This is a genomic window from Agaribacterium sp. ZY112, assembly GCF_041346925.1.
Taxonomy (GTDB): Bacteria; Pseudomonadota; Gammaproteobacteria; order Pseudomonadales; family Cellvibrionaceae; genus Agaribacterium.
Genome location: NZ_CP166840.1, coordinates 3,509,863 through 3,522,548, shown reverse-complemented (window position 1 = coordinate 3,522,548; position 12,686 = coordinate 3,509,863). Strand labels below are relative to the sequence as shown.

Here is a 12,686-nt window from a genome sequence, read left to right as displayed (position 1 = left end):
GCACATGGGCTGTGAGCCTTTACTCATTAGGCGAATCCCTGTACCTTGACAGCCCATTTAGCCTGCGTGTTTTACTCGCTTTTGAGTCGCGCCCAATCATAAGAAACCTGGAACGTTTTCGATGCACAGACGTCTTTCGGCCATAGTGGCTGTCGTTTTCACTAGTTTATTCCTACTTGCCTGTGAAGGGACCAAGGAGCTTGAAGGCTCCAGTACCATCAATGCAGATTATCGCCTTAAGAGCTTAAGTGTTACAGGCTATGAATTAAGTCCGAGCTTCGACCCAGATTATAAGGGGCCTTACACCTTAACTGAGTCCTTACCTCTGGAGGTTGAGAGTATTGAAATCACGATTGGTGAAACCTTTACAAAGGGTTTACGGGTGGTGGCCTCTAAGGCTACAACGACTTTCCCGTTTATAACTAATAGCCAAGATGTCAGTCCTGACGTGCCTTTTACTATGGTTGTTGATAGGCGGGGGGATACAGGTTTTATTATTAAAGTCTTAAGTGATGATGGAAAGCAGTTTCTTGAGTATCGCCTTACAGTCAATCAGGTGAGTAACGTTTCAACTCTTGGAGCCGTGAACTTCGATGATTTTGGCTCGGGTGCTGTTGATTGGGATACCGGAGACGATTTTGATGATTCCGTATTTGAATACAACATTGATGTGCCTTTTGGTCTGTGCTCAATAGGTATCAACGCGTATCCAACCAATAGAAAAGCGTCAATAAGTATTAATGAGACGGCTACCTTAGCTGGAGCCTTTGAGTACGTAAATTTGGCTTATGGTGAAAATACTTTTCAAGTGGATGTTTTATCCGAGGATGAGAGCAGTACTGATTCCTACGTGTTTAATATTAATAGGGCTACACCGACGGATGATGAGCTTGCAGGTTTTACGCGCTTAGATGACTTGAGTTTCTTTTTTAACTCTACAGGGGCTGAGCTTCCTCTGGCGGATATATCAGCTTACCAGCGTTACGATGATCTACGCTTTTCTGGATCACCGTTTGCAACGGGGTTTTATTGTTTGGCATCTACCTATGCTATACGTGTTAATAATGATCAGGTTGCAATCGATCTAAGCGCCTTACCTAGTAACCCTGATGTAGTCGCTAAAATAGGTAACCTTACTCTCAATTCGACGGGGGGAATTACTGGAATTACCGATCTAGAGGATATGCCTGATGGTGAATATACCGTAAACGATATTGAAGTTGGGGTACCCTTATATAAAGGCATTAGTCTCGCAAGTAATGAAGACGGGGATCCTCAAGTTAATTATGTTTTGGTTTTTAATCGTTTAGAAAATAACTGGGTTTATGCAAATACAGCAGCAGAGTTGCAAGCGGCTCTTAAAAATGCAGCACCCAACCAAGCAATTATAGTAACAGCGCCCCTTGTCGGCGAAAGTGATGAGGCCTCAAGTGGTATGGAGGGAGTCACTTTTTATGGCACTGCATCGGGTACGGAAGAGGAGCCGATATTGCTACGAGGTATTGGTTCTGCGGTACTTTCTACTGAGCAGGATGATGCCACGGTTTTACAGCTAAGTGGTGAGTATTGGGATATAAGTGGTTTGCGCCTAACAGCCGGTGGTACAGCTTTTGTTGCAGATGCATTGCTCAACAGCAGTTTAGATTCACTGGCAATAGATAGCAGTGGTCAGCGCGGTCTTGTACTTCGTAATGGCTCATCAAATAACAGTATCTCTAAACTCTCTATTACAAATATTGGCCTTGATGCTACGCCAAATACGGACAGTGGTGAGGCAATTGTGCTTGGTAGTAATGCCAGTGAATGGGGAAATGTCTCTTCTGCAAATGATAATAACTTTTTTGCTGACATTGTTGTGGAGGCTCCTGTTTACGGTGAGCTCTTAGATGTTAAAGAGGGGGTTAGTAATAACCGCTTTATTAATTTTATCGGTACGGCATCTGCACTCACAAATGTAGCTGAAGAGAATGCGGCGATTATTATTAAAGGTAATGATACTAGCTTCAGTAACAGTGCATTGTTTCATGGTGGTTCTAATCCACTTGAGGCGGCTGTGATAGTAAAAGATTCTTCAACGGAAGGTCTGGAAGAGGCTTGGGGGGAGGATAATCGAGTTTTTAGCAGTTATTTTGAGCTTGGATCTGCTGAAACCGATGTTGTGGCTGCTAGAGATAGTGTTAGTAAGGTACTTGTTGCTGAAAACTCTAGAGAAGAAGGGCAAGAGGTTAGTTACAGCGGGGCAGCGATAGATGAGCTTGAGCATGCGCCATATTATCAATTGCGTTGGACTTATACCTATGTGGATGAGCAGGATCAGAATCAAACTCGTGATTTGTGTCTAGTAAAGTCAACAGTAAGTGAATTTGATGGTGAGGGAGTAGTAATAGGTGAGCCAAAAATTGTCGCATCGCAGGATTGTGATGATGTTAGTTCTGTCCGTGATGAGCAGAAATGGGCCTTTAAAGGCCAGAGTGATGGCAGTGTGTTGTTGCGTAATGTGAGTCAGCTAGATGCGCGTGTTGCTGCTAGGACAGGAGGGCTTTTTGTATCCAGTGGTGAGTCTGAGCTTTTGGGCTTCTTTGTTGATGGTGAGACGGATCTTGATGATGCGAGTTTTATGTTCTGGTGGGTTCGTTCGACCTCTAATGGTGAAATTATGCTGGTTAACAAATTTAATACAAACTTTGGCCTAACGATGGCTGATGCTGGCTCAAGTCTTGATGCGGACTTGCCTGTAGGTACTATTTTGGCCAACTTAAATGTAGCCGCACAGCGTTTTACACTGATAGAACTTGATTAACTAAGTTCTTTTCGTTTGGACTTATTGAGAATGCGAGCTATAGGCTCGCATTTTTTTACGTGGCTTAAGGGCTTTTGTGCCTATCTTGTTTTATGAATTCGCCTTTAATAACACTACTGAGTTGTTAGGGGCTGGCTTCGCTCTTCTATTTGTAACATTTTGACGATGAGAGCTTGTTCGAATGTTGTTGCGTGTTTGTTGATTGGGGGGCAGGCACCTATTTTCCTTTTTGCGTTAGGCTTCGAATGCAGATAGGTAAGGGCTATTTTGCTTAATGAAGATGTTTTACCGTCTTATTTGAGGCGGGTTGAAGCTTGGTTTTTTTAGCTTTGGGACTGTCTAGGTGCTGTATGAGTCGTACTGCCGACAGCGTGAGGCCTTTTATCAGGAAGGGATGTAGGTGATTTTTGGGAGTCCGCTCGATGTTTTCAGGGGGGGGGCTTGCAAGCGCTAAAGTTACTAAGGTTGGATTTTACAAATAAAAAGGCCAGCCTCTCGCGAGCCTGGCCTTTTTATTGGCTAGTACCTAGGGCGTTATATTACTTGGCCTTAGGTGGACGACCGCGACGCTTAGCAGGGGCTTTTGTTGAAGCCGCACTTGCTTTTACTGCAGGTGCGCTAGCAGCAGCCTTAGGTGGACGACCACGACGCTTAGCAGGAGCTTTTGTTGCACTTGCTTTTGCTGCAGGTGCGCTAGCTGTAGCCTTAGGTGGACGACCACGACGCTTAGGTGCTGAAGCCGTGGTTTTTGTGGCTGGCTTCTTGCCGGCAGCAGGCTTTTTAGCTTTAGCCTTCTTGGCTTTCGCTTTTTCAGCTGCTTTCGCTTTCTTAGCTTTCGCTTTCTCAGCAGCTGCTGCCTTTTGGGCTTTCACTTTTTCGGCTGCTTTCGCTTTCTTAGCTTTGGCTTTTTCAGCGATAGCCGCTTTTTTCGCAGCCGCTTTTTCAGCGGCAGCAGCTTTCTTGGCAGCAGCTTTCTCGGCAATAGCGGCTTTCTTGGCTACAGCCGCTTCTTGCTTCGCGATAGCTTTAGCTTGCGCTACAGCAGCTTTCATTGTCGCTTTTAGTGTGCTTAGTTCAGTTTTAGCTGTACTTAAAGCAGACTTAGCGCTTGCGGCAGCATCTTTTGCAGTTGTAGCAGCAGCTTTTGCTGCGGCTAACTGCTTGGCTTGAGCTGCGCTTTTCTTTTTAGCGCGAACTGCGGCTAATTTCTTGGCGGCTGCTTTTGCTTTAGTAGTGGTTTTAGTTGCTTCGGCAGTTGCAGTTTTTACAGCTTTTTCTGCTGCTTTAACTTTTGCTTCGCGTGCTTTTTCTAGTTTTGCTTTTAATTGAGCTAGCTCTTTTTCTAGAGCTGCTACTGGATCAGTTGGTTTTCGACCAGCCATGTGAGTTACCCTTTTTTAAAATACACTCATGGAAGTTGTAGCACTACATTACGAAATAACAAGAAAAATTCAAGCAATTTTTGATGTTTTCGCTTCATTTTTAATGAAAATGGCCACTTATTTTAAAATATTTAGTTTTTACTGCCAAAAGTGAATTTTTTTCTCTTAATTAGTATGCAAAAAAAGTGTAATGACTTTTGTTTGTTGGGGGCTTGTGGAATTCTTTTTTTTCACTTTTTTAGGCTGATATTTGAGGCGTTTGAGAGTATTTAAATAAGGTTTTGGGTTCGGTTTTCTTCTTTGTTTAGCGATAAAGTGCGATCGATTTCAGCGTCTCTATTAATTAATTCTGATTATTTTAATATTGTAAGTCTGAAGTTAAAAAAGAGGGTTTACTAGCTTGAGTTCACTGATGAGTAAATTGCTTTACTGGCCGTGTTAAATCAAACGGGTTGGTCTGCGTATTTATTGCTTAATTTATTGCTTTGCTGTTTGAATTAAGAGCGCGGTCGGCGAGACGGAAAACTTAGGCATTGGGGGCGGAAATTAGCTACGTTTACCCCCTGCTCTGTAAAGGGGGGCGGTAGTTGTGATGCTCTAGTGACCATTTTGGCCACTATTTGGTTAAAATCTGCTCTCTTGGGTGGGTTTAAGGGGGATGTTGCATAGAGTTGAGTTAGGTGCGTACTTTTGGTGTAGAATGTCGATACTCTTAATTAGAGCTAGTCGAAACCAAGAGTACTTGAGCTGGCTCAGCTACTTTTGACCGGAAAGTACTATACTATTGGTTGGTATGTACGCTAGACCCTATGCATGGGGATGGCACTTATAATGATAATTGGAGATTGAGTCGTGAGTCGTAGAAGACGCCATAAGGTAGAAAGCGAAGATAGTGGTGAAATTGATTTAACCCCTATGCTCGACGTTGTATTCATCATGCTGATCTTTTTCATCGTGACTGCGTCATTTGTGAAAGAGAAGTCGCTTGGACTGAATGTCCCAGAAAACAATGATGTGCCCCCGCCACCATCAGATGACACACCGAAAAACATCTTGATACAAGTGACTTCTAACGATGATATCTATATTGATGATCGTCGTGTTGATGTAAGGGCTATTCGCTCATTGATCGCTCAGAAAAAAGCAGAAAACCCTGAAGCATCAGTGATTGTGCGTATGCATGAGCTTAGCAAGGCCAATACCTACGTGGCTATTGCTGATTCTGCTCGTGAAGCTAAGATTTTCAATGTTAATTTAGTGCCTTATAACGAATAGCTTCAATATCAAGGCCTAGGAATCTACTCTTAGGCCTGTTTATTTTCTTTATCCTCCGTATTTCCCCCATTCTTTAGTTCTTGGCCTTTGTCGCGTTTAGTGCTTGCTGCTTATATAGATCCAGTTTTGCTGTACATTGTCACAGATAATGAGTTTATTGTTCACCTTCATACACTGCTTAATGCTAGCGGGATACTGGTCATTGTAGCGTGTGCGTATTGCCATACTTTGTTTCTCTTTTTTAAGTAGTTCATAAAGCTCGTTAAAGCGCTGTGAGAATTGATGGCGGTTTTGCTTGTTTTGCGTAAATAGCTTGTGAAACTTGGTATAGGACATGGTGGAATCTCCTAGGCCTATAAGCATCATTTTGTCGATATATGTTAGGTAGCTCTGGTTCAGGTACTGCGTATCACTGTTCTTATTATTGCTGAATAATAAGGTATTAGCTGCAGATAAGGCGGTGTTATGTAAAGAACTATTGGGTTTATTGGTTTGCAAGGTAAAGCGTGTTGTTGCGCAGTTTATATAGGCTTTATTTAGCCGGCATGAACTTAATCGTCTTGAGTTAGTGTTTTGGACTTCGCCTTTGGGCTCGGTCTTTCTTGATTTTGGCTGGTTAGTGGTAAGACTGCTTTGGTTTTCTCTTTGAGGGCGGGCGGGCTTTGCCTTACTAGAGTCCTGTTTTTTTGCAGGTAAACTTAAGCCTAGCTTTTTGGCGTCACGTTTGATTAATAAGCGCTGCATCTGCTCTGTGTTTTTGCGAAAGTCGAGTAGACTAGGTAGTTGATGCTTCGTGTTTTGCGTGATTATTTGGCAATAAAGCTTTTCTAGTTCGTTGTCAGCTTGATTATCGCAGTTTGATGCCGAGACGATAGGGCTCAAAGTACTTAGGTAGATAAATGCACTGCAGCAGAGTTTAGTGACACCGTTCATATGTTTATTTCTTTAGGCATGTGCAATCTTTACACCGACGTATGATGAAGTTGCCACTCTGCTTGGGCGAGCTCTTCTGGGCTATTGATGTTTAAGAATGGATCTGGCTCATTGGCTGGGCTGTTAAATTCAACGGCCACTCCATTAAGGGCTTGAATAAGCTTTCTTACGGCTAATCGCTCTTCATTAATGGCGAGTTCTAATGCATCGATCGTATCTAAAGACCAAAGTGAGCTTAGATAATGGTTTCGACCTTTAGATCGAGCATAGGCAATAGATGCGTGACTGTTTTTGCAAGCGCTTTGTAGTTGCTGGCATAGGTTGGTCGGGATAAAGGGGCAGTCGACTGGGCTGCATAATAGCCATTGTGCATCCGCCTTATCTTCTTTTAACTGTTTCATTACTGCATAAATACCGGCTAGTGGCCCTAGTCGTTGATTCCAAAGATCAGGAACTAAAATAAAGTCACTCAGGTGTGATTTGTTGAGTTCATCATTTATGCTCAGGTAGATGGAGCTCACTTGAGGCTTGAGTTTTTGTCGGACTCGATCAAGTAAAGTTTGATCTTTGAGTTTGCACAGAGGCTTATTGGCGCCTAACATGCGCCGTCCTTCACCGCCTGCGAGAATAGCGCCGGTGATAAGAGTATTAGTATTGCTTGAGTTCATGCTGCAAGAGTAATCAAGTGTGTCTCTTTGCTCAAGCAACAAATCTAGAAGTGGTAATAATGATGGATTTAGAAAGTATACGTCGAGAATATATAGCAGAAGGACTTTCGAGAGAACGTCTAGCTGATGAGCCTCTGGCTCAGTTTGAATTATGGATGCAACAAGCGATAGATGCAGGCTTAAAAGATCCTACAGCTATGACACTGGCAACGGTCGATGCTGAGGGGTGGCCGAATCAGCGTATTGTTTTACTAAAGCATTTTGATGAGCAGGGTTTTGTCTTTTTCACTAATTACGCAAGTAATAAGTCTAAGGATTTGGAATTAAACCCCAAGGCCTGTGCTCATTTTCCTTGGCATATGATGGAGCGGCAGGTGAAAGTTCAGGGGCGAGCTGAAAAAATAAGCCACACGGATTCCCTGCGCTATTTTTTGAGTCGGCCAAGAGAAAGCCAGCTAGCTGCGTGGGCTTCTAAGCAGAGCCATCGAATTAATTCTCGTCAATTTCTTTTGTCTCAGTTTGATGCGATGAAGCGTAAGTTTGCAGCTGGTGATGTGCCTTTACCTGATTTTTGGGGGGGCTATCGTATTGTGATTGAGAGAGTCGAGTTTTGGCAGGGCAGGGAGAATCGTTTACATGATCGTTTTCAATACTCTCTAAACGAGGGGCAGTGGCAGGTTGAGCGTTTAGCCCCTTAATGAAAGCGATATGTCAGAGTCAGCAAGGTGGGGTAGAGACTTTATTTGTTAAGCAGTTAAGGCGCCCTGTGCCAAAAGCGGGCGAAGTGCTTATCCGAGTGAGTCACGCTGGTATTAATCGCCCTGATATATTACAGCGCGAAGGTTTGTACCGCGCATCAGCTTCTCATAGCCCCGTTTTGGGCTTAGAGGTTTCTGGCTGGGTTGAGCGTTTAGGAGCCGATGTTGACCATAGCTGGTTGGGCCAAAGTGTGTGCGCACTATGCGATGGTGGTGCTTATGCCGAGTATGTTTGTGTCGCTGTTTCTCAAGTACTCTTTGTGCCTAAATCAATGTCGATGGCACAAGCTGCAGCATTGCCGGAGGCGCTATTTACTAGCTGGTTCAATTTGATTGATAACGCGTCTTTGAAAGAAGGTGAGCGTGTTTTGATTCACGGTGCCGCTGGTGGTTTGGGCCATATTGCTTTGCAGTTGTCATTGTGGCGCGGTGCTCGGGTAGTGGTAACTGCGGGCAGTGAGGCAAAGTTAGCTTTTTGCAAAGGTTTAGGTGCGCATTGGCAAATGAATTATAAGGAAGAAGCTTTACTGGATTACGTACCTAAGCATATTCCTGGTAAGCAGTTAGATCTTATCTTGGATTATATCGGTGGTGATTATATCCAGCAGCATATTAATTTGGCTGCTGATAAGGCGCGTATTATCCAGCTTGGGTTTCAGCAGGGGGCTCAGGTCGAGCTTAATCTTATGCGTTTGATGCTGAAACGTATTTGCCTAACAGGCTCTACGTTACGTATTCGTAGCCGCTCTGAAAAGGCGCAAATCTGTTCTGCTATAAAGAAGAACTTATTAGCGGATATACACCTTATTAATGTGCATGTTGCTGAGCAATTTGCCTTAGCCGATGTTGCTGCCGCTCATGAAAAAATGGAGCGTGGTGATTACTGCGGCAAGCTAGTGCTAAAGGTGTAGTTGCTTTTGTAGTTTCAGCCTGCTGGGTCGGCATATTTAGAAATTTAATACTAAAATTGACCCTATATTCCAAAGCCTTCCATGCCTGCCTCATTATTTACGCTATAACTTATATTAAGTTCAAAAAGAGTTGCGTCTTTGAGATATTAAGCTTGAAACCTTAAGTAAGACCAAGTCTGAGCTTCTCCAGAGTTTTAGTTGTTATTCCATGTGCTGAAATTTGACCCGCATTTCTTGCGGGTTTTTTTTGCCTACAGGAAGTAGGTATGCCGTGTAGCACACGGATGTGCGAGAACGGCGGCCACAGGAAGTAGGTATGCCGTGTAGCACACGGATGTGCGAGAACGGCGGCCACAGGAAGTAGGTATGCCGTGTAGCACACGGATGTGCGAGAACGGCGGCCACAGGAAGTAGGTATGCCGTGTAGCACACGGATGTGCGAGAACGGCGGCCACAGGAAGTGGTGCGGCTAATTGCTCCTGCATAAGCTGCACTTCTCCTTCCTTGGTAGTCGTATGCCGTGTAGCACACGGATGTGCGAGAGCGGCGGCCGCAGAATGTAGTGTGGCTAATTACTCTGTATAAGCAGTACTTCTACCTCCCTTGGTAGTCGTAGCCGAGGATCGCATGGGGGCGAGAACTGTGGCCCTAGGAAGTGGTGCGGCTAATGGCTCCAGCATAAATAGTACTTCTACCTCCCTTAGTAGTCATATGCCGAGATGCAAATGGGGGTGCGAGAGTGCGGCTGTAAGCCATGATTACTAACGAATACGATAAATACAAAAGTGCAGCTGTGCTTGTCTTTATAGCTTATAGTTGAGCTATTTTGTCGAGCCGAGGTCATCTCCTCTAAATAGGTAGCTCAGTTGTATATTTCACCTGCTTTAGTGCAAATACCGAATTAACTGAAGCAACATTGGGGAGATGAACAAGGGTCGTTTTTAGGAGTTTTTCGTACTCTTCTACGCTGCTTACAACAATGCGTAATAAATAATCTTTATCCCCAGTAATTGAATAGCATTCGACAATTTCAGAGATGGTGTTGACTGAGCTTTCAAAGCTTAATAAAGATTGTTCGTCATGTTTTAAGATGCTTATATAGGCGTGTACGCTGACATTGATATCCATCTTCTTTGCATCGAGCAGAGTAACTTTTTGTTTGATGTAGCCCTTTTGCTCTAGGTTCTTTACTCGTCGCCAGCAAGGTGTATGGCTTAGGCCAACAGCATCACCCAACTCGTTCATTGAGTAGTCCGCATTGCGCTGTAAAGTTCTTAATATTTTTAAATCGTAATCATCAAGCTCAGAATTCATTTCACAGCGCCCAAGTTCATAATGTATACACAGTCGCGTGTATTGTTAGCGGCTATCGGTATAATGCCTGTCCTATTTTATTACTTATGCGTTGATGAGTCAGAAAAATGTTTGAATCTTTAGAGTTGTTAGCTGCAGATCCATTATTAGGTTTGATTCAGCGTTTCCAGCAAGATATTCGTCCTGAGAAAGTGGATTTAGGGGTGGGAGTCTATCGAGATGATTCTGGAGCGACGCCGATTATGGCGGCGGTTAAGCAGGCCGAAGCAAGGTTATTAGAGACTGAACACAGCAAAAGCTATGTGGGCCCTTTAGGGAACTTACTTTTTATAGAGCAGATGGCTAAGTTGCTGTTTTCTAATGCGCCAGAGCATCTGGCCGGTTTACAGACGCCTGGCGGCTGCGGTGCACTTCGTGTTCTGGCTGAGTTGATAATGAAAACAGGGCGTACTCTAACGCTATGGGCGAGTAATCCTACTTGGGCTAACCATGTACCTTTATTGGCTGGGGCGGGTTTAAACATCCAAAGCTATCGTTATTACGACTATAAAAACCATGGTTTAGATTTTGATGGCATGATGTGCGACTTAGATAACGCACAAGCTGGTGATGTGGTTTTACTACATGGTTGTTGTCACAACCCTTCTGGTGCAGATTTAAATCAAAAGCAATGGCCTTTGTTGCTTGAATTATGCGCAAATAAATCCTTGGTGCCTCTTATTGATGTAGCTTATCAAGGGTTTGGTGATGATCTGGAGCAGGATGCATTTGGTGTCCGTTTAGCTGCCAAAATGCTGCCTGAGTTTATGCTTGCTGTTTCTTGCTCTAAGAATTTTGGTCTGTATCGAGAGCGCGTTGGTGCGGCGTTTGTCGTTTCTGAAAGCGCTGAAGCTAAGGCTGCTTCTATCTCTCATATGGCGGCGGTCACTCGTGGAATTTACTCTATGCCACCTTCTCACGGTGCTTCAGTTGTGGCAGAAATTTTGAGTGATGATGTGTTAAGAGCTCAATGGCAGAGTGAGTTAAGTGGCATGTGTTTTCGTATCAAATCGTTGCGCTCAGATTTGGCTGCCGCACTGGCAGAGGCGAGTGGACACCGTGACTTCTCGTTTATTGAAGAAGAGAAGGGCATGTTTAGCTTCTTGGGCTTAAACCCTGAGCAAGTTAAACGACTGGCCGATGAGCACGCAATCTACATGGCTGATAGTAGCCGCATTAATTTAGCAGGCTTGAACTCTTCGAATCTTGCCCATGTTGTCAATAGTGTGAAATCTATTTTGTAATGAATAAAGCTCGCTATACTTACTTTGATGCGTGGTGCCGTTGGGCTCCACGTGCTGGTTAACATGACGATATGAGATCTTACTCACCCATGCGCGAAAGTACCAAAATACATGTCGGCGAGCTTCGTATAGGCATGTATGTAACCAAACTCGATAGAGATTGGCTTGATACGCCGTTTATTATGCAAGGGTTCCTTATCGAGGAGCCTGAAGATGTCGATATCGTTGCCGAATATTGCGAGCATGTTTGGGTGGATAGCGCTATCTACAAAGCCCAAGCCGATGTGGCTGCTTCAGGCATTGGTACGGCTAGTCAGCATCGAACCCAGCCTTACGAATACCAAAGTGATTTACAAGAAGAGCACAAAAAGGCCTATAAAGCCTTTAGGCACGCACGCACTATTACCTTTGATTTATTGAATGATATTCGTCTAGGTGGCTCTATTAATACGGATGTCGCTAAAGACACCGTTAATGATGTTGTTCAGTCGATCATACGTCACCCTGACGCCATGCTTTGGCTGTCAAAAATACGAGAAGAGAGCACATATACCTCCGATCACTGCTTAAACGTATGTGTATTGGCGGTCGCTTTTGGTCGTCAATTGGGTATGGATGCTTCTGACCTAGAAAAAATTGGCTTGTGTGGCCTGTTACATGATGTCGGTAAGATGCGTGTGCCTGAGGAGATATTAAACAAGCCCGCATCGCTAACGACCAAAGAAATGGCTTTAATGAAGTCGCATACAGTGCATGGGCGTAATCTCTTATTGCAAGCTCCCAATGTCTATACCGGCACCATTGATGTTGCGTATAGCCATCATGAACGTTTAGATGGCACCGGATACCCTCGTAAGTTGCAGGGTGCAAGTATTGCTCGATTTGCAAGAATCATTGCAATTGTTGATAGTTACGATGCGATGACGGCTAATCGCTGTTATTCCGGAGCCATGACCAGTACCGATGCTTTGAAAGAAATCTACGCTAATCGAGGTACGCAGTTTGATGCAGAGCTCGCTTTAGAGTTTATTAAAACAATTGGTTTGTACCCACCGGGTTCCTTGGTTGAGCTTTATACCGGGGAAATTGGCTTTGTGATTGAAGCCAACCCTCGTTTGCGTCACTTGCCTAAAGTTATTTTGTTGTTAGATGAAAATCGACGAGAGAAGAAAAAACAAAAAGTGCTCGATTTAAGTTTTATCGAGTGTGGTGAGCTCAGTCGCCAGTGCTTAATTAAGCAGGTTTGGCCTGATGGTAGTTTTGGCCTTCATGTTAAGACCTATCAAGATCAAGGTCTTAAACTTAAGTATTAATCTGTAATGCTTTGAGCTTGAAGCGAGCTCTATACTGAGGCTTGCTTAG

The 12,686-nt window shown here is 44.0% G+C and carries 10 protein-coding genes; 6 read left to right on the top strand and 4 right to left on the bottom strand.

Annotation, left to right across the window (positions count from 1 at the left end):
* Positions 1-121: 121 nt before the first annotated feature.
* Positions 122-2,800, top strand: coding sequence for a cadherin-like beta sandwich domain-containing protein (locus AB1S55_RS15300; protein ID WP_370979049.1), 2,679 nt, complete (start codon positions 122-124; stop codon positions 2,798-2,800).
* A gap of 539 nt (positions 2,801-3,339) precedes the next feature.
* On the opposite strand, the gene AB1S55_RS15295 is transcribed toward AB1S55_RS15300, so the two are convergent.
* On the bottom strand, positions 3,340-4,182 hold the full coding sequence (locus tag AB1S55_RS15295) for a hypothetical protein (RefSeq protein ID WP_370979048.1): 843 nt from the start codon (positions 4,180-4,182) through the stop codon (positions 3,340-3,342).
* Between the two features lie 852 nt (positions 4,183-5,034).
* Between AB1S55_RS15295 and AB1S55_RS15290 the strand changes: the two genes are divergently transcribed.
* Positions 5,035-5,457, top strand: a complete 423-nt coding sequence (locus tag AB1S55_RS15290) for an ExbD/TolR family protein (RefSeq protein ID WP_370979047.1) — start codon at positions 5,035-5,037, stop codon at positions 5,455-5,457.
* 96 nt (positions 5,458-5,553) lie between these two features.
* Here the strand turns inward: AB1S55_RS15290 and AB1S55_RS15285 are convergent, their stop codons facing one another.
* Together AB1S55_RS15285 and mobA are read right to left on the bottom strand one after the other, a co-directional pair.
* A complete protein-coding gene (locus tag AB1S55_RS15285) occupies positions 5,554-6,390 on the bottom strand; it encodes a hypothetical protein (RefSeq protein ID WP_370979046.1) in 837 nt (278 codons plus the stop codon).
* Between the two features lie 29 nt (positions 6,391-6,419).
* Complete coding sequence (mobA, locus tag AB1S55_RS15280; RefSeq protein ID WP_370979045.1) at positions 6,420-7,058, bottom strand: molybdenum cofactor guanylyltransferase MobA; 639 nt, start codon at positions 7,056-7,058, stop codon at positions 6,420-6,422.
* A gap of 62 nt (positions 7,059-7,120) precedes the next feature.
* Between mobA and pdxH the strand changes: the two genes are divergently transcribed.
* On the top strand, positions 7,121-7,756 hold the full coding sequence (gene pdxH, locus AB1S55_RS15275; protein WP_370981606.1) for a pyridoxamine 5'-phosphate oxidase: 636 nt from the start codon (positions 7,121-7,123) through the stop codon (positions 7,754-7,756).
* Positions 7,756-8,727, top strand: coding sequence for an NAD(P)H-quinone oxidoreductase (locus tag AB1S55_RS15270; RefSeq protein WP_370979044.1), 972 nt, complete (start codon positions 7,756-7,758; stop codon positions 8,725-8,727). The genes pdxH and AB1S55_RS15270 overlap by 1 nt, the downstream gene beginning before the upstream one ends.
* An 849-nt stretch (positions 8,728-9,576) precedes the next feature.
* On the opposite strand, the gene AB1S55_RS15265 is transcribed toward AB1S55_RS15270, so the two are convergent.
* Positions 9,577-10,041, bottom strand: coding sequence for an Lrp/AsnC family transcriptional regulator (locus AB1S55_RS15265; protein ID WP_370979042.1), 465 nt, complete (start codon positions 10,039-10,041; stop codon positions 9,577-9,579).
* 107 nt (positions 10,042-10,148) lie between these two features.
* Between AB1S55_RS15265 and AB1S55_RS15260 the strand changes: the two genes are divergently transcribed.
* Positions 10,149-11,324, top strand: a complete 1,176-nt coding sequence (locus AB1S55_RS15260) for an amino acid aminotransferase (protein WP_370979041.1) — start codon at positions 10,149-10,151, stop codon at positions 11,322-11,324.
* A gap of 89 nt (positions 11,325-11,413) precedes the next feature.
* Positions 11,414-12,637, top strand: a complete 1,224-nt coding sequence (locus tag AB1S55_RS15255; protein WP_370981605.1) for an HD-GYP domain-containing protein — start codon at positions 11,414-11,416, stop codon at positions 12,635-12,637.
* Positions 12,638-12,686 lie beyond the last annotated feature (49 nt).

Excerpts from the sequence above, each read along its gene's own strand:
- AB1S55_RS15255 (WP_370981605.1), top strand. The coding sequence starts at position 11,414 with ATGCGCGAAAGTACCAAAATACATGTCGGCGAGCTTCGTATAGGCATG.
- AB1S55_RS15295 (WP_370979048.1), bottom strand. The coding sequence starts at position 4,182 with ATGGCTGGTCGAAAACCAACTGATCCAGTAGCAGCTCTAGAAAAAGAG.
- AB1S55_RS15285 (WP_370979046.1), bottom strand. The coding sequence starts at position 6,390 with ATGAACGGTGTCACTAAACTCTGCTGCAGTGCATTTATCTACCTAAGT.
- pdxH (WP_370981606.1), top strand. The coding sequence starts at position 7,121 with ATGGATTTAGAAAGTATACGTCGAGAATATATAGCAGAAGGACTTTCG.
- AB1S55_RS15265 (WP_370979042.1), bottom strand. The coding sequence starts at position 10,041 with ATGAATTCTGAGCTTGATGATTACGATTTAAAAATATTAAGAACTTTA.
- mobA (WP_370979045.1), bottom strand. The coding sequence starts at position 7,058 with ATGAACTCAAGCAATACTAATACTCTTATCACCGGCGCTATTCTCGCA.
- AB1S55_RS15260 (WP_370979041.1), top strand. The coding sequence starts at position 10,149 with ATGTTTGAATCTTTAGAGTTGTTAGCTGCAGATCCATTATTAGGTTTG.
- AB1S55_RS15300 (WP_370979049.1), top strand. The coding sequence starts at position 122 with ATGCACAGACGTCTTTCGGCCATAGTGGCTGTCGTTTTCACTAGTTTA.
- AB1S55_RS15270 (WP_370979044.1), top strand. The coding sequence starts at position 7,756 with ATGAAAGCGATATGTCAGAGTCAGCAAGGTGGGGTAGAGACTTTATTT.